Origin of the sequence: Erwinia sp. OLFS4 (assembly GCF_002752165.1) — a bacterium.
Classification (GTDB): domain Bacteria; phylum Pseudomonadota; class Gammaproteobacteria; order Enterobacterales; family Enterobacteriaceae; genus Izhakiella.
In genome coordinates this window covers 45,252-71,169 of record NZ_MOMB01000049.1, presented here as the reverse complement: position 1 = coordinate 71,169, position 25,918 = coordinate 45,252, and the positions used below count along the sequence as shown (strand labels likewise).

The following is a 25,918-nucleotide window of genomic DNA, read 5'->3' as shown; positions in this document are numbered from 1 at the left end:
ATCGGACCAGCGCCAGCAGAGCGCAGAAATTTTTTTTACTGAATTGTTGCCACAGTCATCAGCAGCAGCAGAAAGATTGCTCAGGCTATACCTGCGCTAACCAGGTCATTCTTTTAAAGTTTTCATCTTCACGACAGCAATGAAATTAGCAACTGTTAAAAAGTATAGCCGATGCTATACTTAAAACCATGATTTTATTGTCTTTTTTTTACAAAATTAGCGTGCTAGGATTCACCCCACTTATGCGATATGCCGCGATTTTATCGCGGGATAAGACCTACTTTTATGCGTCGGAGAACGGTTACATGCTCTGGCTGGTATAAATAACATGAATCTTTACGCGACTATTATTCTGGCCCTTGGCATGTCAATGGATGCCTTCGCTGCTGCACTTGGCAAAGGGGCTACGCTGTATCGCCCGGGTCTGAAAGAAGCGTTACGTACCGGCCTGATTTTCGGCGTAATTGAAGCACTGACCCCGTTAATTGGCTGGAGTATTGGGATTGTCGCCAGCCAGTACGTGATGGCGTGGGATCACTGGGTGGCATTTTTCCTGTTATTTATGCTCGGTGGCCGCATGGTTCTGGAAGGACTGCGCAAGAAAACCCCGGGTGAACAGCAGGACATTCCCCAGCGCCACGGTTTCTTACTGCTGGCAACCACCGCAGTGGCAACCAGCCTGGATGCGCTGGCGGTTGGCGTCGGCCTGGCCTTTCTGCAGGTTAATATCGTCACTACCGCGCTGGCGATTGGCACCGCAACCACGATTATGGCCGCAACCGGCATACTGCTTGGCCGCTTTCTCGGTCCGGTGATGGGGAAATGGGCTGAAATCACCGGAGGGCTGGTGTTAATTGGCATTGGCGGCTCTATTCTGGTCGAGCACCTTACGGCGCTAAACTGACGCGCCTCTGTGCCTGCCAGCCGGCAGCGGCTGGCTAATAACAGCCATCCACCAGCCGCCGGTCAGGTGCAATGAATGATTAACGCTGATAGCGAAAACACAGCATATCGTTGCGTTCAGTCGCTTGCGGCGTGACGGTCATGGTCGGATCACCACCCTGCGCTTGCAACCAGCCGGAATACAGTCCCTGAAAAATCGCCGTCAGCACGCTGTGCCAGCGCGCCGCAGCCATCACGCCATCACCGGGTGGTAGAGCCAGATGCGTGATAATCAGCGCGGCTCCCGCCGGCTGAATATCTACCCTTCCCCAATGAAAACGGGCCAGCAACAGGTTAATATCCCGCTCCAGTACGGCCACTGTGGTTGCCGCCGCCAGCGGATAACGCTGCGCCAGCTGCTCACCCATCTGGCGTAAAAAGGCCAGGCTTTCCGGCTCACTGGCGTTAGCAAACATTCCTTCAACCACCACGCTGAATAAATCACACCAGCCAGGCTGATGCTGTTGCTGGCGATAATAGTCGCTAGCCACCGTTTCAAAATCGGTCATCTCAATGGTCCCCAAAAATATAGCGGAAATTAAGCCGTGCCGTGCTTTCGTTATAGTCCCCAAAGGTGTCATAACTCAGCTGACCACCGATAGTCACGTTGCGGTTAACCTTATAATCTGCACCGGCATGAATATTGTACCCAATGCCATTTTTACTGGCGCCCGGATAGTAGGCTTCATCAATATAACCGGCGTTATAGTACGCCTCCAGTTGTGCCTGACGAGCCGGGTCGGTGGGAAAGTAAGCGCTGCGATCCTGAGAATAAGACTGGTAACCCACGGCCCCGCCGATGCGTAAATCGAGGTCGTTATAACGGCGGCTAAAATCGACCGGCACCGATACGGAGACATAATTTTGTGGACTGAAATAGCCGCCCTGCCCATAGCTGAAATAACTCAGGTTGTGCGAAAAGTCCATCCAGCTAATGTTAACCCCGGTTTTCAGCTCACCGCTTTCATCATGATACGGACGAACATAGATGCCAGCCCCGGCATTCAGGCTCTGGTTACTTTGCACGTTGTTACCGATATAGCTATAAGCGCCGCCGCTGAAATAAAATCCGGCATCACCGTTGTCATAGCTCAGCATGGCGCTGCCGCCATTTTTGGTCACCTGGCCCCAGCGTTTACCGGAAAGTTTATCCTGTACCCCAACGTAAGACAGCAGGCTGTCGGTCATTGCCCGTCGCTCCCCGGTGAGAATCAGGGTCAGATAGTCCGTCAGCTTTGGCGACCACTGAATGCCACCGACCAGGGTACTGAGATCCTGACCCAGCGGCGTTGAACCAAGATCGACTTTAAACTGGTTGTTGCGCAATCCGAGTCCTATCTCCACCCCCGAAGCATTCTGTGATCCTGCCGAGTCGAGCTTAACTTCTCCCGGATCGAGGTTATTTTGCTGTGCGATCTGGCCACGCAGCAGGGAGGCCGTACCAAAGCGGGTCATGCTGTCGCTGGATGCACTACCGGCGCTGAGGGTGACCGGCGTCAGACTAAAATCAAAACGGGTATCGCCAAACGGCACGCTTGACCAGGTGAGCGGTGCCCTGGCTTCGGTCAGTTTACTCAGGCCGGATTCCCCATCCCGCCCGCGTACCTGTACCTCACCCTGCACCCAGTTACCGGCTTCATCCTGCAAACTGTCCATCATGGTATCAATCTGATGTAACGTCCGGCTTTGGTTGCTGGCCACCGACGCACTGCCATTCATCGCCAGTTGTCCACCACCCGCGCTATCCTGCGGTGATTGCTGCCAGGGCATTACGCTACCATAGCTGGAAGGGTTCGCGGCGGGAACATTGCGGCGGCTACTGAACGGATTATCAGCCAGCGTCAGACCACCAATCACCGGTGCCTGAGCGGACTGCACATCCTGCAATCCGACGGCTTTACTGCGGGCGGTACGCAAATAAGCCAGCGCCTGTTGTTTATCCCCCGAAGCTTGCGCCACCCGCGCCATCAGCAGCAAGCGATCCGGCGTCTGCTCACCACGCAAACCGGACGTCAGTTGCTGGGCTTTTTCCACATCGTGACGGGCGAGGGCAACATTTATCGCCCCTTCACGCGCCGCCTGATCCGGCGTGTCGCGCGTCATCAGATAGTCATACACCACACCCGCTTCTTTGTTCATTTTTCCCGACTGGTACAGACGGGCCATGGCAAACATCAGATCACGATTTTGCGGGTCATTTTGCAGTGCGGTAATTAACTTATCGTAAGCCGCCGAATATTGCCCCTGTTCACGCAGCCGGTCAGCTTCATTAATAATATAGCCATTACGCAAGCCAGCCAGCTGGGTTGAAGTACTGCGCGCCTGTAATGCCGGATCGCTAAGAAAACGCTGAGCCTCGTCGCTAAATCCAGCCTGATTAAGCACCGCCACCTGAGCAGCGTAATCGCCGGCGTTACCCTGGACGCCCAGTTGCATATTGCCTCGCGCCACCGCTACCGCACCGCTGGCGTCGCCCGCCTTCATCAGCGCCTGCGCCAGGTTACCGGCATCCGCCGGGGCTTTCGGCGGGTTAACTGCCAGCGCGCGTAAAGTATTGAGCGCGGCAGCCTTCGCCCCCTGGGCCAGATACTGGCTGGCAATAGCCATTTGCAGATTAAAATTGACCCGTGCAGCCAGCGCCCGTTGCCCGGCATTGCGGCTGGTGGACGGCAGGCGATTTAACAAACTCTGTGCCTGTTGCCAGGCGCCGGTTTCGCTGGCAAACAGTGCCGCCGCCGTCAGCTCATCGCGACTGGCTCCCTGGCGCATGGCAGGCTCAATGACGCTGGCCGCCTGACGCGAATCTCCCTGCTGTTGCAGCAATCTGGCCAAATCCAGTCGCAGCCAGCCATCCGTCGGATAACGCTGCACCCCCTGCTGTAACAATGCTATCGCCCGCTGCGGATTGCCGGCACTCACCGCCTGCTTTGCCTGGTTGCGTACAGGATCGCTGCTGCCACCCCGTGGTGCCACGCTGGCTTTAACACTGGCCGGCAGGGAGGCCAGTAGCTGGCTGGCTTCGCCGCTGCGATTTTCCTGACGCAACACGTAGAACAATCCTTCTTTAGCATTGCCGTTATCCGGATGACTCTGCAGGATACGGCGATAAGTCTGCTCGGCCTCCGACAGATTGCCGCTACGGCGCTGTACATCAGCACGGAAAAGATTCGCCGCCAGGCCTTTGTCACCGTCGGCATTACCCAGCGCTTCACTCAGACTGAGCGCGCTGGCATTATCGCCGGCTTTAAACGCCGCCTGCGCCCTGGCCAGCTGTGCATAAAACCGGGCATCATCCGCCTGTTGCTGACGCTCGGCACTGTTTTCGCCGCCAAGTTTCGCGGCGCGCTCAAGATACTCTGCCGCCCTGGCGAAATCGCCCTGACGCTGCGCCACGTAACCCAGCCCGCTTAGCGCGTCGGCGTCCTGCGGATTAGCCTGCAGTACCTGATTAAATGCGCTTTGCGCCGTGCTGATATCCCCCTTGTTTAGCGCGCTGAAACCGCTGTTAACGGCCTGGCCACCGGCATGTTTCTGATAGTAGGTCAGCACCTCGTTGTCGCGGGGATGCCGCTGCTGCCAGCGCTGATAAAATCCACCATCCGTCGGCTGAACGTTCAGCCATAATAGTCCCTGCCGCAAAGCACGATCGGCCTCGGCGTTACCGTCAGCGAGATTTTCCAGCAAGGTTAATCCCTCGCGTCGGGTGGCGGGCTGATAGGTAAGTGCTTTGCCCAATGCCAGTCGGGCATCGGTGTACTGGGGATGGTCTGCAGCAAACTGGCGCAGATGATCAATGGCCTGAGGTAGCAGGTTTTTATCGCCTGCCATGGTGAGATAATATTCGGCAGCCACCGCTGCGGGGGGTTGATTGCCGTTAAACAAATTGCGCCAGGTTTGCAACGCAGCGCTGGTATTACCGCTACGCGCCTGCTGGCGGGCCAGCGCCAGCTGCGCCGCCGGGATTTTTTGCTGTTCGCGGCTGTATTCAAGCTGGCTCAGGCGGCTGTCCTGTGGCGAAGCCTCCGCCAGCCGCGCACGCCAGCGTTCGGCTTCCGCGTTGTTTCCCTGCTGCTGCGCCATCAGCGCCATCATATAAAGCGCATCCGGATTATTATGTTCCAGCATCAGCACCTTTTGCAGTGACTGACGGGCAAGTTCATCATGGGCTTTCTGATGCCAGTAGCTGGCCTGATCTAGCAGTGCCTGGATGGCCGGATTATTCGCCGCTGTTGCCGACAGCGTTGTTAACAAAGAACCGGTGAATAGCAGCGCTCGCTTCAACCGTCGGGCGGTGCGATGAAAAGACAGGGCATTAGTCATTTTTATTACCCTCATCATGATGATGCGCATCCTGCAACCGTTTACGGGCATGCCGCCGCAGCATCATAAATGTTCCACTACCAGCGATAATCGCCAGTAGTAACGCCACCAGCGCCAGCATCACGCTATGCTGACTGGCATACCACACCACCATCATATACCAGGGCATCTGACCACTGGGAAATTGCGCGCCAACGCGAAAACTGCGCACACCGTTCTCATCGGTAATAATCGCGCTGTCACCCCGGACACCGGCATTCAGCTTTGGCTGCCGCAGATCGTGGTTGAGCTTCAGCAATTCCGTATCATCGGTCGCCAGCGCCATCACCACCAGATTGCCCGGGCTCCAGGGCGAACGATAGCTGACAAATCCACGCCATTGTTCGTTGGAAGAGAGATAGCGATCGGCATCAAGCTGATGACGATCCCAGTCGCCGGTCAGCCATGCCTGGGCTTTTTCCAGCGTCGATGGCGGTGGAACCCCTAATGCCCGGTCATTATTATTCAGGCTGAACGGCGACCCGCTGAACATCTGACGGTTAAAGTCATTGCCGTCAAGTGTGGTCACTGCCAGCAAATCGTTCTGCCTGAGCTGCTCATGCAGCATGCCGCCTGGCGGCACGCCAAACAGTACCCGGTTGCGGGTCAAAGCAACACCGGTCGCACTGCCGGAGCGGGCGGCCAGCGTCAGCAGGGTAGCAATCTGTGCATCGGTCGGCTTTTCCGGCAGCATCAGCAGCGTGTTTGCATAGTCTGCCAGCCGGGAAAAAGGAAACGAAGCACCGACAAAATAGGAAAGATTGGGTAACAGAGTAAAATGGCGCGTATCGCTGAGATCTATCGACGAGTCTGGCGCAATCTGACTGCGGATATTGTCATTGTCCAGTACATTACAGGGCGCGCTGGCCTTCGGCTGAATATTAAAATAAAACTGCAGCTGGTTATCACCGTATATCAGATAGGGGTCCAGTTGCAAAATGTAGCGCTCCTGACGGGCATCGCCCCCCAGCTGGCGCCAGAGCGTTTCCAGAATTCCCTGTTTATTCACCGTCAGATCGCGTAAAAAGGTTCCGTTAAGCGATACGCTGAGCGAAGAGTTTTCATCATCCAGCCAGCTTTCACTGGGAAAGCGGTAGTGGATATTCAGCGGGAACGTTTCGCCGTCCCACAGAAACAGATCCGGCGCGGCGCGAAACGACAGCTGTAAAGCGCCATGAGACATACCGCTGCTCACCAGCGACTGATTATCACGTAATAGTTCTGAAAGCTTTACCGGTCGTTGGGTATTAATCCAGCGTTGCGCATCATAAGGCCGATGAACAGCGACGGTTTGCGGCGTGACCGTCAACGAGTCACCTTCAACTTTCATTGGCCCGTTAACCAGGCGCCAGGCCGCCTGACGCAACTGTTCGTCATCATTGCCGACCACCAGTAACAGTTTGCCCACCGGATTAGCCGGGTTATTGACCAGTTTAATCAGGGGTTGCGTCGACGGTGGCAACGGCACCCCGGCAATATTTTCACCGGGATGACCAAATATCACCGCATTGCCTTCCGGCAGCCTGTCATGACTAACCGGAAAGCGGATACCACGGTAATCGGTTTGCATTCCCAACCAGGAAGCCAGAATGGCAGCCGCACTGACCTCTCCCGGGGTCGGAGTCGCGCTAAACACCACCGGTACTTCGGCGGTGGTCATGCGCAGCGGGTCAATAAAAGGGCGGGGAAAATTTTGCAGGCTATTAACAATGTCCAGCTGTTGCCCTTCAAGTGACAGACGGCTGCCAGGCAATATGGTCAGCTGGTACTGGCGGTTTGTGTCTCGCTCACATTGCAGACCGCCGCTGTCGTTCACCTTAAAGCTGAGATTATTCTCTGCCACCACCATCGCAGCAGGAATATCAAGCTGGTAATCAACGGTATCGGTATCTGATGCATTAAGCGGCAGGGTTCCGAGTGGCTGACCATTGAGCATCAGCTGCAGTGAGCCATTACGGGCAGCCAGCGCCGGAGAGATTTTCAGTGACAACGCCAGGCTGGCGTGCGTCACGACCTGATCGGTTGGCAGGGTAAACATCATCCCGGCTTGTAGCTGACCGCTGCCAAGGGTAATCCCCTGGGGCTGTCCCATCTGCGCGACCGTCATTGATCCGGAAAAAGGCAGGTTGAAAACATCACCGCCTGCTTGCGCTGGCGCAGTATCCGGTGATACTACCGGCGGCAACGGCGGCAAATCACCACCAGCAGAAGGCGGTAGCGTTTCAGCCTGGCCTGGCGCCGTTTCGCCGGGACCCGACGCGGCCGGGCCAGGAGAAGGGCTGAGCACCGCCGCACCGCCAGGCACAGAAGCGGGACTATCCTGAGCCGGGCCGGCAGGCGCCGCTGCCGGATTGACCGGAGGGAGACTGTTGGTCTCTCCCCGGGCAACGGCAGTCAGTAGCAGTGCGCCCAGCAGCAGCAAGCGTTTACTCATCAGACTTCTTCCCCGCGCGGCTGAATTTTCTGCTGCTTTTTATCCGCGCGCCAGTCTTTAAAGCTCAGCCAGAACAGCTCAAACACCGTCCGAATGATGGTCAGCAACGAATGCAGCGGCCGATCCTGTGCGGCCGGAGGCCGTACCCAGGCATCGGCACGCGCCAGCACCACCCTGACCAGCTCACGCCGGCGCGCCAGGGGGATCTCGTCAAACTGCAAGCGTATCGCTTTCTCATCCGCACGCACCAGGCTAACCGGGATATTGATTGCCCCGGATTGCAGGATCAGATCAATCGCTTCAATGGTATCGTTTTCATGGCGCTTATCGGGTACTGAAACCTGAACCCCGCCCATTGACAGGTTAATCGTCTGGCTACGTGAAGAGATGCCACTGGCATAGTGCAAAATAGCCGGTACCGCCACGTCAATACGGATTGACTTGCGGGTCTGGCGGGTCTCGCGGGCGGCGGCAATCGCCGCCAGCAGGATAATCAGACCAAAGGTCGCCCAGGCAACGTTCAGCGCAACCACGTAAGGGTCAACCGCAAACCAGGTGTGCGCCACCGCCCGCACAATGCCATAAATAATCCCCGCCACCAGCAGCAGCGCGCATATCAGATGCGGGCGCACAATATTAAAATCAAAAAAACCGGTGTCCAGAAGCCCGCCTTTATCGGTGACGTTAAACTTGCCGTGTTTGGGCGAGATCAACGTCAGCAGCGTCGGTATCACCAGATGGAAAGCCATCACCGTTTCATAAATTTCACCCCAGAAGGTGTAACGGAAACGGCCATTCATCCGTGAGTTAATATACAGTGACATCACCAGATGCGGCAGCACGTAGGCAAATATCAGGCTGGCTGAAGAGTGGATAATATTGAAATTAAACAGCAGATAAGCCAGCGGCGCAGTGAGAAATACCACCCGCGGCAGCCCAAACTGAAAGTGCAGCATGGCATTGAGGTAACATAACCGCTGCTGCCACTTCAGGCCGCGTCCCAGCAAGGGATTATCAAGGCGAAAAATCTGCGTCATGCCTCGCGCCCAGCGGGTTCGCTGAATAACGTGCAGACCAAGACGTTCAGTCGCCAGCCCTGCCGCCAGCGGAATAGACAGAAAGGCTGATTTCCAGCCACGGCGCTGCATTTTCAGCGCGGTGTGCGCATCTTCGGTCACCGTTTCCACGGCAAACCCCCCAATTTCCTCCAACGCCGAGCGCCGGATCACCGCACAGGAGCCACAGAAGAAAGTAGCATTCCAGTTATCATTGCCCTGCTGTACCGGGCCATAAAACAGTGCGCCTTCATTGGGAATATGACGCGCCGCCGCCAGATTACGTTCAAAAGGATCGGGAGAGTAAAAGTAATGCGGCGTCTGCAACAGCGCCAGCCGGGCATCGGTCATAAAAGGTGCCACCGTGGCCTGCAGGAAGGTACGTGTAGCAACATGGTCACAATCAAAGACGCAAATAAGCTCGCCTTTGGTGATTTTCATCGCATGATTCAGATTGCCGGCTTTTGCATGCCGGTTATCTTCACGGGTGATATAACCTACCCCGGCGTCGGCCGCGAATACCGCAAACTCGCTGCGTTTGCCATCATCCAACAGGTAAATCCTGAGTTTGTCACGGGGATAGTCGATACACTGAGCCGCCAGCACCGTATCACGCACCACGCTAAGGCTTTCGTTATAGCTGGGAATATAGATATCCACGGTCGACCACAGTGAAACATCATCGGGTAAGGGCTGAATGGTGCGTTTCAGTGGCCAGGCGGTTTGCAGGTAGCCAAGCAGCAAAATAATCCAGACATACAGCTCAGCCAGGAACAGACCGATCCCCAGCACCGCCTCAATTTGTGAATAAAAATGCAGGGTATGCGTGGCACGCCACCAGATATAACGTGTTGACATCAGCGCCGAAAAAAACAGCATGATAATGGTGATACTGCGACGCTTACTGCGGCCAAGGATAAATAAAATAGCAATACTAATCAGGCCAAAAATATATTGTTTCTGGCTATCCATCGGGGTAATAACGATCACGCCAGCCACCGGTAACAGCAGCAGCAATGAGAGGTAATACACACTTTTATTCATATAAAACCCAGGCGACGTCGTTAACAGGTCTCTCCCGCTGGCGGCTCCCGTGGGATACATCATTTAAGCGTTATACCGGCGTATAAACCTCGCCGGTACCAACCTGAACATTCAGCAGGCTGGCCACTTTTTTTCCTATCAGTTCAATATCAAAGGCGGCAGCAGAAACCGGGCTGAAATCAAATATCGACTGCTGCGACGCATTGGCTTCTGCCACGCTCTCATCACGGTGTATCACCCCAAGCAACCGCTCACCAAGCCGCTGCTCCATAAAAGCGGTCACATCACGACTGATATTGCGGCGGTTGTCGCTCTGATTCAGTAAAAAATAGTATCCGAGCCGCTGATTGAGCGTGCTGCCAGTCAGACGCTGATTTTCAATTTGCGGCAACAAAGAGACCGACGCGGTATCCGCCAGTAACGTAATCAGGTGCAAATCGGCCAGCGCGCTGGCTGCTTTCAGCGCCGGCCCTGGCCCGGGAGGGAAATCGGCAATAATCACCAGTCCCGGATAATTCAGTAATGTATTAAGCCCGCGCAGCAAAAATTGCGGGTCGTGCATCAGGTTATGCTCAAAGGCAATGCGCTGTTCTTCAGTCGCATCGCCATAAGGCAATACAAAAATGTTACTTCCGGTGGTCAGCACCGACTGACTCCAGTCCGCACTGTGTGCCGACTGAGCAACATAGCCGCGTCCGTCCGTCAGCGGTACGCCAAAATGCAGCCGCAGCGCATTCTGTACGTCAAAATCAATCGCCAGCACCTTGATGCCTGAACGCGCCAGGCTGAAAGCCAGATTGGCCGTCAGCGTCGTTTTTCCTACCCCACCTTTTGGAGAACAAATACACACTAACGGCATGAAGCAATTTTCTCCAGCAGAGGTTGCAGCAATACATCCTTGCTATCCGGGGCGCTACCAGACTGTGCGCTAAATAGCTGGCGAAACGTCCCTTGATGAGGGCGATTCGCCGTCGGCGCAGCAGGCGGCGGTGTGCTGCGGAGAAAATCCGCCATCCCGGTGGCCACACGGCTATCCGGGCTATCTGCAGCGGGCGCAGCCTTGAACGCCCCTGCTGTCGGCAATGTACCGGCGTTAAATAATGCCGACGGTGCCGCCTGTACCGCCGCGGCAGGATGAACAACGGCGCCCGGACCCGCCAATGGGCCGGAACTCGATAATGCTGACGGCGTCGCCTGTACCGGATTATGCGCAGCGGGTGAAGGCGCCGCACTGGCAGGGGCAATCGCCGATAAAGCATTAAGTAAACCGCCGACAGAAATACCGCTCATCGCAGAGGTGGGGGCTGGGATACTGGCTGACTGCGGCGCAGGATCCTGCGCCGGCGAAGACGGCCCTTGCCGGGCAAAAAGGGTAGGGTCTACCGCCTGGGGTGGCGCATGCGTTACCGAGGCCGCGTTTTCCAGCATGCGGCCTTCGCCAGGCTGTGTCAGCTGGCGGATGATGACCCAGTCAGCACCGCGATTTCTTTTTAGCAATTGATCTGACATATCCTTAAATTGAATATGATTTGTCTGCGTTTTTTCTTTAAATCGCTGAAGATCATCATAATTTTTCATAGGAATAATCGCGCACAACTGATATCGGATGATGGTAATAGGCCCATGTGTATCCCGCCTGTCTGCTGGTAACTTAAGGGAAAAACTCACTTTTTACCGCTATTTTTCTTTATAGTTATTTTCAATAATAATAGCCGTGATATACCCACTAAGTGAAAAATAATCCGTTTTATTATCAGGATAAATACTTGGCCTCGCGCGGTGTCACTGCGATTTTTTAAGATTTTTCCTAAAAAAGCAAGGTACATTAATTAAATATTATCCCGGCAATATCTCACTGTCACCGCTCATTGATGCAAATTAGAGCCAAAAATATGTCCATGCCAGGATGACTGCCATCACGGGGTTAAATCTCCGCCTGTTAGTCACTGGCTTTTACAGCCTGGCCGGCATTAAAATTCACAGGCCACGTTGTGTCATTAATACCAGCAACTGCAGGCTGGAGGTGTAATAATCCTGGCCCTCACTCAATACGCCACTGAGCTGGCCATTATCACCCAGCGTCAGGTCACGCACAGCCAGTAAACCGGCATTCATATTATAGGGTGACTTATTGTTGTTAAGTACGTCGATCCAGGCCGGAGTTTGCTGACGTGGAAACTGCATCCAGAAGTGCTGAAACGGCACCAGGCGCAGGCTGCTGGCATCATAAGCATAAAGATTCAAAGGAATACGCACGGCATCATAACTGAAGCGAGGTGGCCAACCGCTCGCGGGTGCGACGCTGCCGTCAGCATTCAGTGCCACCCAGTCCACCGGCAGGCCGGCATCACCAAAACGCATTTTTTCCAGTAACGTCATGCCATCGGCAATCAGTGTATTCCACACGCCCAGATGGCTGCGACGGGCAAAATCTCGCCAGGCAGAAAACAGAAAATAGGACGGGTTTAACACCATATAACTGTTTTTATTAAACCCCCGGGCCGCCGGCAACATAACGGTATAACCGGCAAAGCGGGTAACGTTCTGCGCAATAATCGCGCGCTGAATAGCATCAGATGCCTGCAGCCAGGCATCGACATGCCATTTTTCACCGGCTTTCTGCAATGCCCAGGCGATCAAAACATCACCATCAGAGGCGTTGTTCTTATCGCTTACCGGCGGCGTAGCGTTGGGAACATATCGCCAGTAAAACAATCCGTTGTCATTATTTTTCAGGTTCTTCTGCGTCCAGTTCCACAGTAAGCTGAAGCTGGCACGATCGTTCCATGCCACCGCCATCAGCATGCCATACCCCTGCCCTTCAGTGTGGCTGACATTGTTATTACCGCTGTCAATAATGCGGCCTTCGGTTGACATAAAACGGGCTTTAAAGGCACTCCATCCCTCTGCCGCCTGCGCTGTACTGACCATGACCACCATTAACAAAAAACCGGACAGGATGTTTTTTCGCATTAATTTATCTCTAATCGTGTGAGCACAGCCTGATTTGATCATCGCCCGCCACAGGCGCAATGTCTACCGTCGCACGTGAAAAAAACCGGCCGCGGGCAACCCTATATTTCGCTTCCAGCCCTGATGGCGAAAAAACGGCACAGTGAACAATAATAGCCCCTTCAGGCTAACCGTCGGTGAGCGGAGTAATACACGCCAGACTGTGCTGATGAATATGTTAGCGATTCTCCGCCGTTTATTTTCGGCTATTTCAACCGGTTTATTTAGCAACAGATCGGCCGTCGGGCGCCCAATAACGCTGACCGGCAGCAAAGTGACATCGCCGCCCTCATTAACAGGCGTAGTGCCATTTCACAACCGGCAAAAAAATTAAAAGAAAATAAGATTGCTGCTGTTGCCGGGTCACAAGACCGGACCTGACCGGCAACCGACTAACCTGAGACGGCTGCCAATGAAAAAAATGACCTTAAGTAAGCTGTTATATCGATTTAAATATTTTTTTATCATCGGATATTATTTATCTTTTCGTGACAAATCATTAAGCTTCCCCAACCAGACAGGCCAGGATGGCCAGTTTAACTTACAAAGGAATGTCATTGATGAATTACCGAAAAGTCGGGCGCATCGTCTGTGCGATGCTGCTTATTTCTCCTTTTGCGCTGGCATTGGCGGCTCCCCCTGTCGCACCACCTTCAGTAACAGCAATCCATCCCTCATCCGCCGCTGAACGGATGAATAATCAGTTTATTCATCAGCAGGAACAGCAAAAAGCCCTGGAGCAAAGGCTGACGCCAAAAACCCCGGATGTACGCCTTTCGCCACGCACCAGCAGCTTTGGTCATCTGACGTTCCCGGTTGAAAAACCCTGCTTTCATCTCAATAACGTGGTGCTGGAAGGGGCAAGCGCGATGCCGCACTGGTTACCCTTGCAACGCCTGGCCAATCAGGCCGTCGGCCAGTGTCTTGGCGTCAAAGGGATTAATCTGCTGATGCGCCAGCTGCAAAATCGTCTGATTGACCACGGCTATGTCACTACGCGGGTACTGGCACCGGCACAAAATCTTAAAAGCGGCAGCTTACATTTACGCATTTTACCCGGCACTATCCGCCACGTTGGTACTACCGCAGATAGCGGAAGCTGGGTCACGCTTTACAGCGCCTTCCCGGCACATGAAGGCAACCTGCTGGATCTGCGGGATATTGAACAAGGACTGGAAAATCTGCAGCGTCTGCCCACCGTCCAGGCCGAAATGGAGATCGTACCCGGCAGTAAGCCCGGTGAAAGTGATATTGACCTGCGCTGGAAACAGGAAAAAATCTGGCGCCTTGCCGCCTCGGTCGATGATTCCGGCACCAAAGAAACCGGCCATTATCAGGGGGCACTGACGCTGTTTCTGGATAATCCTTTTTCGCTCAGCGACCTCTTTTATATTTCCGGTAGCCATGACCTGAACCGCGGTGGAGGCAAAGGTACCCATAATCTGCTCGGCCACTATTCGCTACCGTTTGGCTACTGGATGTTCGGGATAACCGCCAATGATTACCACTATCATCAGACGGTGGCCGGGTTGAATAATGACTATCAATACAGCGGGACCAGCCGTAACCTCGACGCACAGATAAGCCGTGTGTTGCATCGTAACGGCAGCCAGAAAACCAGCGCCAGTGTTGATCTTGTTGCGCGCGAATCCCGTAACTACATTGCTGATACCGAAATTGAAAGTCAGCACCGCAGAACAACAAGCTGGCGTGTCGGACTGCAGCATCGCCATTATATTGGCAGCGCCACGCTGGATGCCGGAATCAGCTATCAACGTGGTACCCGCTGGTTTGGCGCGATGGATGCGCCGGAAGAATCATTCGGCGAGGCCACCGCCTTAAGTCGCATTATTCAATACAACCTGCAGCTTGATTTGCCCTTTAATCTGGTCAATGAACAGTTTCGTTATAACGTGCAGTACCTGCGGCAAACCAGTCATACCATGCTGACGCCTCAGGACCAGTTCGCCATCGGTAATCGCTGGACGGTGCGTGGCTTTGACGGTGAGCGCTCACTTAGCGCCAGCCAGGGCTGGTTCGTGCGTAATGATTTTGCCTGGCGTACGCCGCTGCAACAGCAGGAGCTTTATCTTGGTGTCGATTATGGTGAGGTGGGTGGCAATGATGCCAATCTCATCGGCCATCATCTGGCTGGCAGTGTGCTCGGCCTGCGTGGTGCGATTTCACGCGTCGGCTATGACCTGTTTGCCGGTATGCCCGTCTCCAAACCTGCCGGCTATCGCACCAGCCCGGTGACTCTCGGGTTTACCCTGACCTGGAGTTACTAACGCACCGGCAAAATCAGATTGCCGCCGTGCCTTACCTCGTGGATTCAGGGTGTGAAATCATCCCCGCGCTGGACAGCAGCCGGGGCTGACAACGCCCTTTAAAGGATGTTGCAGGAATAATAAGGACATTATTATGAACAAAAACCGCTACCGCGTGATTTTCAACAAAGCCCGCAGCCAGCTGATGGTGGTGGCAGAGACCGCCCGGGTCTGCCAGCGCAGCGCGCCGGCGATAACAGGTAAAAACCGAAGCAAAACCCTGATCAGCCGCCTTACGTCAGTCAGTTTTGCCTTGCTGCTGGCAGCAGGTGCAATCAGCCAGGTGCAGGCAGGGGTTGTCGCTAACGGTGCCGCTCCGGGCAGCCAGCAGCCAACCATTATTAACAGCGCCAACGGCATACCCCAGGTCAATATACAGGCGCCCAGCGCCGCCGGCGTGTCGCACAATCGGTTCAGTCAGTTCGATGTCGGACAACGTGGCATGATCCTGAATAACTCACATAAGAACGTCCGCACCGAACTTGCCGGTATGGTAGCCAAAAATCCGTGGCTGGCCAAAAGCGAAGCCCGCATCATCCTCAATGAAGTTAATTCACGCGATCCCAGCCGGTTAAATGGTTTTATCGAAGTTGCCGGCCGTAAGGCAGAAGTCATTATTGCGAATCCGGCGGGTATCACCTGTAACGGCTGTGGCTTTATTAATGCCAATCGCGCAACCCTCACTACCGGTCAACCCCTGCTACAAAACGGCAAACTACTCGGCTACCAGGTCGAACGGGGTGGCATCGCCATAGAAGGCGCAGGTATGGACAGCAGCAGGCAGGACTATACCGATATTATTGCACGCTCGGTCAAAATAAATGCCCACCTGATGGCCAGTGACCTGCGTATCACTACCGGACGTAATCAGGTCGACGCGGCTAACCAGAGAATTAAAGCCTTACAGAATGATGGTTCGGCAAAGCCGAAAATGGCGCTCGACGTCTCCAGCCTCGGCGGTATGTACGCCGGTAAAATCCGCATGATTGGTACTGAACGCGGTGTCGGAGTAAATAATGCCGGCGAAATCGGCGCGTTAGCCGGTAACATTATTCTGACCGCCGACGGCAGTATAAAAAATAGCGGCACCGTTTACGCCAGCAAACAGCTGGCAATACATTCACACGCCGATCTCGACAATAGCGGCTCGCTGAGTGCCGGCAGCAAACTGATCGCCCAGGCACAGCGCATTCACAGCAGCCACAGCAGCCGCCTGGTGGCCGGGCTGAAACAGAAAGGCGCTCCGCTAAGCGAGGGGGAAATGATCCTCAGTAGTCGTGAAGCGTTGAGTGCCAGAGGACAAAATTTATCAGGCGGCAAAATCATCCTTAGCGGTAAAGGCGTCACCCTGGCGGACAGTTTAACCATGGCAAAAAATATCAGCGCCGATGCTAACGGTGCCGATCTGCGTACAGACGGTGCCAGCGTGCTGGCCGACCAGAATCTGGTGCTGAAAAATAGTGATCGACTGAATAATGATCGCGGCACGTTATCCGCCAGTAAGCTTACAATCGCTGCAAATAGTCTCTCCAACCGTGCAGGAACAGTGCAACAGACCGGCGATGATGACCTGAATATCACCCTGGCCAGCACACTGAATAACCAGCATGGAACCCTGGCTACCAATAGCCATAATCTGACGCTGAGCGCGGCAGAAATAAATAACAGAGCAGGCAATATTAGCCATGCGGGTAAAGGCGAGCTGCACATTAACAGTCCGCGGATGCAGGGTGAACACGGTCGCTTACAAACCGGCGGCAAGCTGGTTTATCGTGGCGATATCCTGCAGCTCGACAATGCGCAAACCACGGCGGCAGCAATCGATATAGAAACCGGCTCGCTGTCTCATCGCCATGGCGAGATGAAACAGTTTAGTCCGGGAAGCATGGCGATCACCACCCGACAAACACTGGATAACCAGTATGGTGCGTTGCTTTCCAATGGCGACATTACCCTGAATAGCGCACAGCTTGATAATCAGTATGGCAGGATAGCCAGCAGTGAAAACGGCAGCCTGAGCGGCCGCATATCCGGGCAGCTGGATAACCGCCATGGTCAGCTGGCGGCAGCGCGCAATATTATCCTGAGCGCCGATAGCCTGGATAATCGGGATAGTGGTGAAATTACCGCCAGTAACGGTAACCTCCGTCTGCATGCTGCCCGGCAGCTGCTTAATCACCAGGGTCAGATTTTAACCAACCACGAGGCGCTGATCAGCGGTGGCGGTTTCAATAATCAGTCTGGCCTGCTGGGGGCGCAAAACCTTACGCTGAACTTTGCCGGCAGCGAAGTGAATAATCAGCAGGGTGAAATTAACGCCTTATCCCGTCTGGACTTGCGTGCTGATAGCCTGAACAATCAGCAAGGCCTGATCCGCGCCGGAACAGACCTTGGGATACAGGGTGCCAGCGCGCTGACTATCAATAATCATCAGGGTAATCTGGCAGCCGGTAGAAATCTGACGGTCGAGGCCCTGGCACTCAGTGGTAATGGCAACCTGCTGGCAAATAACGATATTCAGGTAAAATTGCAGCAGAATTTTGATAATCAGGCGCAAGTCAAAGCCGCCGGATCACTTGCGATAGAGAGCGGCGGGACGGTCACCAACAGCGGCGTACTCCATGCCGGTAAAGCGCTGACGCTGAACGCACAGACGCTGGATAACCAGCAAACCGGTGAAATACGCGCCGAACACGCGCATCTGCTACTGAGCGGCGACGCAACGAATCGTGGACTGATTGATGGCCAGCTGACGCATATTAACGCAGCAAATATTATCAATAGCGGCGGACGCCTGTACGGCGATCACATTGCGCTCTCCGCCGACAGCTTAACTAATCAGGCTGAAGATGAACGCAGCGCGACCCTTGCCGCCCGCAACCGCCTGGATATTGGCGTCAATACACTCAGTAACCTTGGTCACTCCCTGATTTACAGCGTAAGTAATATCGCAATGGGAGCCAGTCTGGACACTGCCTGGCAGGCAATCGGACGCGGTATTACGCTAACCAACCGGGGCGCCACGATTCAGGCCGGCGACCATCTGCAACTTAGCATGGCGCAGATTAACAATCTCAATAACAAGCTGGAACTGAGCACCTCAAGCAGCCACTCCTATTATCATGAAGCGAGGCTATCCGGATCCGGCCGGCGTTATGACTGGAGCCGGGTAGACATCAGCCAGGTCGATAAAGATGGCATTCATACAGCATCGATGCCGGACGGGTCCAGCAGTAATGATTTTTACGAATACAACTATACACGCACCACCGACGTTACCCGGCTCAGGTCGAGTGATCCTGGGCTGATAGCCGCCGGCGGCGATATCACGTTTAACAGCAAAAACATCCACAACAGCGACAGTCATGTCATTGCCGGCGGCAGTTTTGACGGCACCTTAGGTAATCTGAATAATGAAGAAACCCATGGCGTCAGGGTGGTGACAGAGAGTGGCACGCAAACCCACTGGTTTGCCCGGGATGATTCGCGCTGGGTCGGTCAGGCTTCGGCATCACAGGGGACGACAACCAGCGACTACAATCCGACGCCAGAATCGCATTCGTTTTCGCTGGATACGCTGGTGTGGCAAAGTCACAACCCGGACGCCGCGAAGCCCGGCGATCATGTTCCCGATATCGGCCCCTCCTACAGCGATAACCCGCCGGTGGTGATCCCCGCCGGACAACGTTGGGAAATCAGCCCGCCAGCCCATGTGCAAGGCGCCGGTCCTGATGAGGTGATTAAACCCGCCGGCATAGAAACACGGTTGCCTGACGATGATCTGTTTATCACACCGCCGGCCTCTTCTGCCCACTATGTGGTGGAAACCGATCCCGGCTTTACTGATGAAAAACGCTGGCTGAGCAGTGACTACATGATGAAACAGTTTGTCAGCGATCCGGGTAATGTGCATAAACGCCTGAGCGAGGGTTACTATCAACAGAATCTGGTACGTAATCAGTTAATCGCACTCACTGGTCATCAGCTGTTAGCCGGTTACAAAAATGACGAAGAGCAGTTTAAAGCGCTAATGGATGCCGGTATCCGTTTTTCACAGCAGCACCGGCTACAGCCTGGCGTTGCGCTGAGCGCAAAACAGATGGCACAGCTCACTTCAGATATTGTGTGGATGGTAGAAAAAAAGGTCCGCTTAGCCGATGGTAGCTGGCAGAAAGTGCTGGTTCCACAGGTTTATCTTAAGGTCAATCAGGCAGAGCTTGATAACAACGGCAACCTGGGGGCGAATAAGCTGGTCAGACTTGATGTTAAGTCCGATAGTCAACGCTAAAAACAGCAGTAAAACCGGCCGCCACAGGCCGGTTTTTTATCTCAGAGCAGCTGCTGGCCTTCGTCCTGATCAACGGCAAAACAGGCAATCTGCTGGTCTGCATACTCTTTCAGCCGCGGCTGAAACTGAGTGCAGGTGGTAAAACGACGCCGGCAGCGGGCGTTAAATGCACATCCCGGTGGCGGATTTAACGGACTCGGCAGCTCGCCGGTGAGTTTTATACGCTCGCGACGGTCGTGCGGATTAAGACGTGGCGTGGCTGACAATAGCGCCTGAGTGTAAGGATGACGCGGATTGGCAAACAGCGCTTGTTTGCTGGCTTTCTCCACGCAGCGCCCAAGGTACATAACCATCACATCATCGGCAATATGTTCCACCACCGACAAATCATGCGAGATAAAGACATAAGAAAGCCCCATATCCTGCTGTAAATCCATCATCAGATTCAGCACCTGAGCACGTACCGACACGTCCAGCGCTGAGACCGGTTCATCCGCTATTAATACATCAGGATCGAGCATCAGCCCACGGGCGATGGCAATACGCTGACGCTGACCACCGGAGAACATATGCGGATAACGATCATAGTGCTCGGTTTTCAGACCAACCTTTGCCATCATCTCCAGCGCTTTCTCTTTGCGCTCCGCGTGGCTGAGGGCGGTATTAATTTTTAACGGCTCTTCGAGGATCTGGCCAATTTTTTTGCGGGGATTCAGCGAGCCGTAAGGATTCTGAAAAATAATCTGAATTTTCTGGCGGCGCAGCTTCTGCGCCTGCGGATCGCGTTTGAGCAAATCCTGCCCTTGCCAGTAAAGCTGCCCTTCGGTCGGGGTTTCGATCATGGTCAGCAAACGGCCCAGCGTCGACTTACCGCAGCCAGACTCACCCACTACCGCCAGGGTTTTCCCGCGTTCAAGATCGAAAGAAACACCATCCAGCGCTTTAACCAGACGTTCGGGGGCAAACATACCGGATTTAACCGGATAATGTTTTTTTAAATCAATCGCCTGCAGCAGCAGGGATGCATTGTTCTGTTCAGGCACAGGTGGGTCTCCCGATATCATCCAGTGGGAAATGGCATTTCGACTGACGGCCAGCGATATCACGTAACGCCAGCTCTTCCACACGGCAGCGATCGCTGGCATAGGGACAGCGTGGGTTAAGCAGACAGCCTGACGGACGATCGTATTTGCCGGGTACCACCCCCGGCAATGAAGCCAGGCGTGCCTTATCTGCAGCGAACTCCGGCAGCGCCCGCAGCAGTGCCTGGGTGTAGGGATGGCGCGGCGCGCTGAAAATATCCGCCGCTTTGCCGCTTTCCACCACCTGACCTGCATACATCACAATAATGTGCTGGGCGGCTTCTGCAACCAGTGCCAGATCGTGGGTAATCAGAATCAGCGCCATATTTTCCTGACGCTGTAAATCAAGTAATAGCTCGATAATCTGTGCCTGAATCGTCACGTCCAGTGCCGTGGTCGGTTCATCGGCAATCAGCAATTTCGGCCGACAGGCGATCGCCATGGCAATCATCACGCGCTGGCTCATGCCACCGGAAAGCTGGTGCGGATACACATCCAGTCGCGAAGCCGGGTCAGGAATACCCACCTGGGTTAGCAAATCAATCGCCCGCTGACGACGGGTGCGGCGGTTACCGCCCTGATGCACTTTAATGGCTTCCATGATCTGGTAGCCAACGGTGTAACAAGGATTGAGGCTGGTCATGGGGTCCTGAAAAATCATCGCAACTTCAGAACCCACCAGCTGACGGCGCCGCTTTTCAGAAATATTTTTCAGGTCGCTATGATTAAACTCGAGGTTTTCCGCCATCACCTTACCGGGATAATCGATTAATCCCATGATAGCCAGCGAACTGACCGATTTCCCGGAACCCGATTCGCCGACAATGCCAACCACTTCGCCCTGCTCAACCTGATAGCTGATACGGTCTACGGCGCGGAACGGTGCTTTTTCATCGCCAAAATGCACCGAAAGCTTGTTTACATTTAATAACGCCATCGGTGGCCTCTTACTGCTTGAGTTTCGGATCGAGGGCGTCACGTAAACCGTCGCCCATCAGGTTAAATGCCAGTACCGTCAATAGAATAGCTACCCCTGGGAACGTCACTACCCACCAGGCGCTTTGCGCGTACTGTAAAACGTCTGAAAGCATGGTGCCCCATTCCGGCGTCGGCGGCTGTGCACCCATCCCCAGAAAGCCGAGCGCGGCCATATCGAGAATGGCATTAGAGAAACCCAGCGATGCCTGCACGATCAGTGGTGCCAGGCAGTTTGGCAAAATATTAACGAACATCTGGCGCAACGCGCCGGCACCCGCTACGCTGGATGCAGTGACGTAATCACGGTTCACTTCCACCAGTACCGCCGCCCGCGTCAGACGCACATAGTGCGGCAACGCTACAAAGGTCAGAGCAATCGAAGCATTGACTATTGACGGGCCAAAAATGGCCACCAGCACCAGCGCCAGTAGCAGGCTCGGCAGCGCCAGCATAATATCGACCAGCCGCATGATGGTAGCGTCCACGGCACCTCCGACATAACCAGCCAGCAGGCCAAAGATCACCCCAAGGATCAGCGACAGTACCACCACCAGACAACCAACCAGCAGTGACAGCCGGGCGCCATACATCAGACGCGACAGCACATCGCGGCCTACATCATCAGTACCAAGGATAAACGTCCAGCTGCCACCATCCTGCCACACCGGCGGATGCAACAGCGAATCACGAAATTGCTCTGCTGGGCTATGGGGAGCCAGCCAGCCAGCCAGCAGTGCAATCAGAATCATAATAACAACGTACGCGAGGCCAATTACCGCACCTTTGTTACGTTTAAAATAGTGCCAGAACTCCTCAAGCGGAGTCATAGGGGCCGGAGCGACGCTAAGGCTCTCCGGAGTGACCTGAAAAGACATGCGCCCCCCTTATTTTTTATGACGAATGCGTGGGTTAACCACGCCATACAGCAGATCAACCAGCAGGTTGACCAGAATAATCAGGGTCGCTACCAGCAATACCCCCCCTTGCACCACCGGATAATCGCGACGCTGCAACCCTTCAATCAGCCAGCGCCCGAGGCCCGGCCAGGAGAAGATCGTTTCGGTGAGAATAGCGCCCGCCAGCAGGGTACCGACCTGTAAACCAATGACCGTTACTACCGGTAACATAGCATTGCGCAGCGCGTGCACCACGATGACGCGCAGACGCGTCAGCCCTTTAGCTCGTGCGGTACGAATGTAATCCTCACCCAGCACTTCCAGCATTGAAGAGCGCGTCATCCGCACGATCACCGCCAGTGGAATGGTGCCCAGCACAATGGCAGGCAACAGCATATGCATTACTGCATCTTTAAAGTCGCCCGGCTCTCCCCAGATCAGAGTATCAATCAGCATAAAACCGGTGAGTGGCTGACTATCATCCAGAAATACGGTATCGCTGATGCGACCAGAAACCGGGGTCAGGTTCAGCTGGACTGAAACCAGCATAATAAGCATCATGCCCCACCAGAAAATCGGCATGGAATAGCCGGTCAGCGCCAGGCCAACGGCGGTATGGTCAAATATCGAGCCACGTTTTACCGCCGCCAGCACGCCTACCGGAATTCCCACCGCTACGGCAAAAATCATGCCGCAGATACCCAGCTCCAGGGTTGCTTTGAAGCGCGGCACAAACTCCTGCCAGACCGGAATGCGGCTTTTCAGCGACAGGCCGAGATCGCCATGTAAAATACCATTGATATAGCTGAGATATTGCTGCCACAAGGGCTTATCCAGGCCGAGCGCGGCCATCAGCTGAGCGTGTCGTTCGGGTGTAATTCCGCGTTCTCCGGCCATAATCATCACCGGATCGCCGGGGATCATATGGACAAACGCGAAGGTTAACAAGGTGATACCAATAAACGTCGGGATGACAAGCCCCAGACGTCGGAGTATGAACTGCAACATATTCCGGATTCTCTTCTGTACGCTGCTGAGCGTAACCTCAGGCGCTTTTGCTCACATCTTGCAATCGGGTGAAGCCAATCGCGACGCAGGAAAACTGCGCCTTTACCTTTTTATTCCCAGGAAATGTCAACCGCATACCGCCACCGAATCCGCCAGACCGGTAGCGGCCGCAGCCAGGCCGCGTCGCTGCCGCCTGTCGGCGGGCAGTACCCGCCTGTGGGAAATGCCGACCGGGCCAGTCAGTGCTGGCCCTTATTGTTATTCCTGAATGTCGACGTTATCGAAGTGATGCTTACCTAATGGATCCACCACATAACCGGTCACTTTTTTACTGACTGGTTCATAGACCGTTGAGTGGGCGATAATCAGCGCCGGCGCCTGATCGTGCATCAACACCTGCGCCTGTTTGTAATACTCAATACGCTTATTGTGGTCAGCTTCAGAACGGGCTGGCTGGATCAGGTCTTCAAACGATTTATCACACCAGCGGGCATAGTTAGAACCGTCTTTCGCCGCCGCACAGCTGAACAGGGTGGCAAAGAAGTTGTCCGGATCGCCATTATCGCCGGTCCAGCCCATCATCACCGTCTGATGTTCGCCGGCTTTCGCGCGCTTGAGGTATTCACCCCACTCAAAGGTAACAATCTTCGCTTTTACGCCAATTTTTGCCCAGTCAGCCTGAATCAGCTCCGCCATACGACGGGCATTCGGGTTGTAAGGACGCTGAACCGGCATCGCCCACAAATCGATAGTAAAACCATCCGGCAGGCCCGCTTCTTTTAACAGTGCTTTGGCTTTGGCCGGGTCGTAAGGATAGTCCTGTACTGCGTCGTTGTAACTCCACATAGTTGGCGGAATCAGATTTTTTGCTGCCACGCCGGCACCATGATAAACCGCATCAATAATGGCTTTCTTATTAACGGCCAGCGTCAGTGCCTGACGCACCTTAACGTTATCCAGCGGTTTCTTTTCGGTGTTGTAAGCCAGATAGCCGACGTTCAGCCCAGGCTGCGCCATCAGATTAATATTTTTATCCTGCTTCATGCTGGCCAAATCGGCCGGATTCGGGAAAGGCATCACCTGACACTCACCCTTTTGCAACTTGGCATAGCGCACGGAGGCGTCAGGAGTAATGGAGAACACCAGGCGGTCAATCTTCGGCTTCGTGCCCCAGTAGTTCTTATTCGCCTGATAGAGAATGCGCGAGTCTTTCTGATACTGCAGCAGCTGGAAAGGACCGGTACCAACCGGATTGAGATCTAACTTCTCCGGCGTACCGGCAGCCAGCATTTTGTCAGCATATTCCCCCGACAAAATTGAAGCGAAATCCATACCAAGATCGGCAAGGAACGGGGCTTCCGGACGGGTCAGGGTAAAGCGAACGGTGTAATCATCCACTTTTTCAATTTTGCCGATCAGCTTCGGCATATCCATGCCTTCAAAGTATTCATAGCTGCCGCCGGAGACATTATGATATTTGTTATTTTTATCCAGCTGACGTTCAAATGAGAACACCACGTCGTCGGCATTAAATTCGCGTGTCGGTTTGAAATCTTTAGTGGTCTGCCATTTCACGCCTTTACGCAAATGGAAAGTGTAGGTCTTACCGTCATCACTGACGTCCCATTTTTCAGCCAGTCCCGGCTGCACTTCCGTGGTACCCAGTTTAAATTCAACTAACCGGTTATAGATGGGCACCGAGCTGGCATCAAAAGTGGTGCCAGAGGTAAACAGTTGCGGGTTAAATCCTTCCGGGGAACCTTCTGAACAGTAAACCAGGGTTTTCGCCTGGACGCCTGCGGCAATGGTCAGAGCGATCAGGCTCAGCCCCACCTTAAGCACCCTTTTTTTCGCCAGGGTCATACTCATGCTTATGCTCCAAATGTGATGTGTTGTTGTGTGCGTACGCCAGAACGTTATTTTTTTAATTGAGTTCTGGCGCAATGCCGTTCGGCAAAATTGCAATGCAGGCGATGGTTTTTCTGATTGCATCACGGCGTTCGGAAAAGTCTGCAAGCCGGCACTAAGGGATAAATTTGTCAACAGATTCATCTAACGTCAATACAACTGTAAAGTATTTACACAATGTGTGAGAAACAGCAAGCAAACAATAAACACACACTTTTGCCACAAATACAGTGTCATTCGCCATTAAAACAACAATTTATCAGCTAATTATTTTATTGATTAGCAAAATAACCCGCATTTCACGTCGCAAAAAAAGAATTGTTGTTTACCACTAACTGCTCTTTTTTCAGACAATAAAAGGGCAAATTCAGCCGCGCGCCAGCGAATAATAGCGCAACAGATGAATAATAAAACGCCAACAATCTGCTAACCTGCGGCGCTACCGGCAAGTTATTTTCCTGCTATAAATAAAGTGACCAGGCGGTTCGGGGGAGGATAACAGCACAGACGGCTATAGCCGATCTGACGGCGCAATCACGCCATCGGCGACAACAAGCGACGTCGAAAGAAAACCGGCGTTTAACT

At 54.1% G+C, this 25,918-nt stretch carries 15 protein-coding genes; 3 read left to right on the top strand and 12 right to left on the bottom strand.

Translation table 11 applies throughout. The annotated features are described in order from the left end of the window. The first annotated feature begins 328 nt into the window (after positions 1 to 328). On the top strand, positions 329 to 904 hold the full coding sequence (mntP, locus tag BL249_RS10660; RefSeq protein ID WP_099705769.1) for a manganese efflux pump MntP: 576 nt from the start codon (positions 329 to 331) through the stop codon (positions 902 to 904). A gap of 79 nt (positions 905 to 983) precedes the next feature. Here the strand turns inward: mntP and bcsD are convergent, their stop codons facing one another. The 7 genes from bcsD to BL249_RS10625 all read right to left on the bottom strand — a co-directional run bounded on the left by bcsD (position 984) and on the right by BL249_RS10625 (position 12,807). Beyond that, positions 984 to 1,451: a cellulose biosynthesis protein BcsD gene (bcsD, locus tag BL249_RS10655; protein ID WP_099705768.1), complete on the bottom strand. Its 468-nt coding sequence runs from the start codon at positions 1,449 to 1,451 to the stop codon at positions 984 to 986. Between the two features lies 1 nt (position 1,452). Then, the gene (locus BL249_RS10650) at positions 1,453 to 5,277 is read right to left on the bottom strand and encodes a cellulose synthase subunit BcsC-related outer membrane protein (protein WP_446717694.1); all 3,825 of its coding nucleotides are present in this window, start codon (positions 5,275 to 5,277) and stop codon (positions 1,453 to 1,455) included. Then, entirely contained in the window at positions 5,255 to 7,735 is a 2,481-nt protein-coding gene (gene bcsB / locus BL249_RS10645; protein WP_099705766.1) for a cellulose biosynthesis cyclic di-GMP-binding regulatory protein BcsB, read from the bottom strand. The genes BL249_RS10650 and bcsB overlap by 23 nt, the downstream gene beginning before the upstream one ends. Then, positions 7,735 to 9,834: a UDP-forming cellulose synthase catalytic subunit gene (gene bcsA / locus BL249_RS10640; protein WP_099705765.1), complete on the bottom strand. Its 2,100-nt coding sequence runs from the start codon at positions 9,832 to 9,834 to the stop codon at positions 7,735 to 7,737. The genes bcsB and bcsA overlap by 1 nt, the downstream gene beginning before the upstream one ends. 70 nt (positions 9,835 to 9,904) lie before the next feature. Next, positions 9,905 to 10,693 (bottom strand): cellulose biosynthesis protein BcsQ, encoded by a 789-nt coding sequence (bcsQ, locus tag BL249_RS10635; protein ID WP_099705764.1) that lies wholly within the window; start codon positions 10,691 to 10,693, stop codon positions 9,905 to 9,907. After that, a complete protein-coding gene (bcsO, locus tag BL249_RS10630) occupies positions 10,684 to 11,412 on the bottom strand; it encodes a cellulose biosynthesis protein BcsO (RefSeq protein ID WP_099705763.1) in 729 nt (242 codons plus the stop codon). The genes bcsQ and bcsO overlap by 10 nt, the downstream gene beginning before the upstream one ends. Positions 11,413 to 11,811: 399 nt before the next feature. Beyond that, the gene (locus BL249_RS10625; RefSeq protein ID WP_099705762.1) at positions 11,812 to 12,807 is read right to left on the bottom strand and encodes a glycosyl hydrolase family 8; all 996 of its coding nucleotides are present in this window, start codon (positions 12,805 to 12,807) and stop codon (positions 11,812 to 11,814) included. A 590-nt stretch (positions 12,808 to 13,397) separates the two neighbouring features. On the opposite strand from BL249_RS10625, the gene BL249_RS10620 reads away from it, so the two are divergent. Both BL249_RS10620 and BL249_RS10615 read left to right on the top strand, forming a co-directional pair. Further along, positions 13,398 to 15,134: a ShlB/FhaC/HecB family hemolysin secretion/activation protein gene (locus BL249_RS10620; RefSeq protein ID WP_446717693.1), complete on the top strand. Its 1,737-nt coding sequence runs from the start codon at positions 13,398 to 13,400 to the stop codon at positions 15,132 to 15,134. Between the two features lie 133 nt (positions 15,135 to 15,267). Further along, positions 15,268 to 19,461, top strand: coding sequence for a two-partner secretion domain-containing protein (locus BL249_RS10615; RefSeq protein ID WP_099705761.1), 4,194 nt, complete (start codon positions 15,268 to 15,270; stop codon positions 19,459 to 19,461). 41 nt (positions 19,462 to 19,502) lie between these two features. Here BL249_RS10615 and dppF read toward each other — a convergent pair whose 3' ends face one another. From dppF to dppA, 5 genes are all read right to left on the bottom strand, one after another. Beyond that, positions 19,503 to 20,525, bottom strand: coding sequence for a dipeptide ABC transporter ATP-binding subunit DppF (dppF, locus tag BL249_RS10610; RefSeq protein WP_099705760.1), 1,023 nt, complete (start codon positions 20,523 to 20,525; stop codon positions 19,503 to 19,505). Further along, a complete protein-coding gene (gene dppD / locus BL249_RS10605) occupies positions 20,497 to 21,480 on the bottom strand; it encodes a dipeptide ABC transporter ATP-binding protein (protein WP_099705759.1) in 984 nt (327 codons plus the stop codon). The genes dppF and dppD overlap by 29 nt, the downstream gene beginning before the upstream one ends. Before the next feature lie 10 nt (positions 21,481 to 21,490). Continuing rightward, entirely contained in the window at positions 21,491 to 22,396 is a 906-nt protein-coding gene (dppC, locus tag BL249_RS10600; protein WP_099705758.1) for a dipeptide ABC transporter permease DppC, read from the bottom strand. 9 nt (positions 22,397 to 22,405) lie between these two features. After that, positions 22,406 to 23,425 carry a dipeptide ABC transporter permease DppB gene (dppB, locus tag BL249_RS10595; protein ID WP_099705757.1) on the bottom strand — a complete coding sequence of 340 codons (1,020 nt, stop codon included), beginning with the start codon at positions 23,423 to 23,425 and terminating at the stop codon, positions 22,406 to 22,408. A 258-nt stretch (positions 23,426 to 23,683) separates the two neighbouring features. After that, a complete protein-coding gene (dppA, locus tag BL249_RS10585) occupies positions 23,684 to 25,294 on the bottom strand; it encodes a dipeptide ABC transporter periplasmic-binding protein DppA (RefSeq protein ID WP_099705755.1) in 1,611 nt (536 codons plus the stop codon). Between the last annotated feature and the right edge of the window lie 624 nt (positions 25,295 to 25,918).

Bases quoted from the DNA above. Each gene is read 5' to 3' on its own strand.
- mntP (WP_099705769.1), top strand. From the start codon at position 329: ATGAATCTTTACGCGACTATTATTCTGGCCCTTGGCATGTCAATGGAT.
- bcsD (WP_099705768.1), bottom strand. From the start codon at position 1,451: ATGACCGATTTTGAAACGGTGGCTAGCGACTATTATCGCCAGCAACAG.
- BL249_RS10650 (WP_446717694.1), bottom strand. From the start codon at position 5,277: ATGAGGGTAATAAAAATGACTAATGCCCTGTCTTTTCATCGCACCGCC.
- bcsB (WP_099705766.1), bottom strand. From the start codon at position 7,735: ATGAGTAAACGCTTGCTGCTGCTGGGCGCACTGCTACTGACTGCCGTT.
- bcsA (WP_099705765.1), bottom strand. From the start codon at position 9,834: ATGAATAAAAGTGTGTATTACCTCTCATTGCTGCTGCTGTTACCGGTG.
- bcsQ (WP_099705764.1), bottom strand. From the start codon at position 10,693: ATGCCGTTAGTGTGTATTTGTTCTCCAAAAGGTGGGGTAGGAAAAACG.
- bcsO (WP_099705763.1), bottom strand. From the start codon at position 11,412: ATGAAAAATTATGATGATCTTCAGCGATTTAAAGAAAAAACGCAGACA.
- BL249_RS10625 (WP_099705762.1), bottom strand. From the start codon at position 12,807: ATGCGAAAAAACATCCTGTCCGGTTTTTTGTTAATGGTGGTCATGGTC.
- BL249_RS10620 (WP_446717693.1), top strand. From the start codon at position 13,398: ATGTCATTGATGAATTACCGAAAAGTCGGGCGCATCGTCTGTGCGATG.
- BL249_RS10615 (WP_099705761.1), top strand. From the start codon at position 15,268: ATGAACAAAAACCGCTACCGCGTGATTTTCAACAAAGCCCGCAGCCAG.
- dppF (WP_099705760.1), bottom strand. From the start codon at position 20,525: ATGATATCGGGAGACCCACCTGTGCCTGAACAGAACAATGCATCCCTG.
- dppD (WP_099705759.1), bottom strand. From the start codon at position 21,480: ATGGCGTTATTAAATGTAAACAAGCTTTCGGTGCATTTTGGCGATGAA.
- dppC (WP_099705758.1), bottom strand. From the start codon at position 22,396: ATGTCTTTTCAGGTCACTCCGGAGAGCCTTAGCGTCGCTCCGGCCCCT.
- dppB (WP_099705757.1), bottom strand. From the start codon at position 23,425: ATGTTGCAGTTCATACTCCGACGTCTGGGGCTTGTCATCCCGACGTTT.
- dppA (WP_099705755.1), bottom strand. From the start codon at position 25,294: ATGAGTATGACCCTGGCGAAAAAAAGGGTGCTTAAGGTGGGGCTGAGC.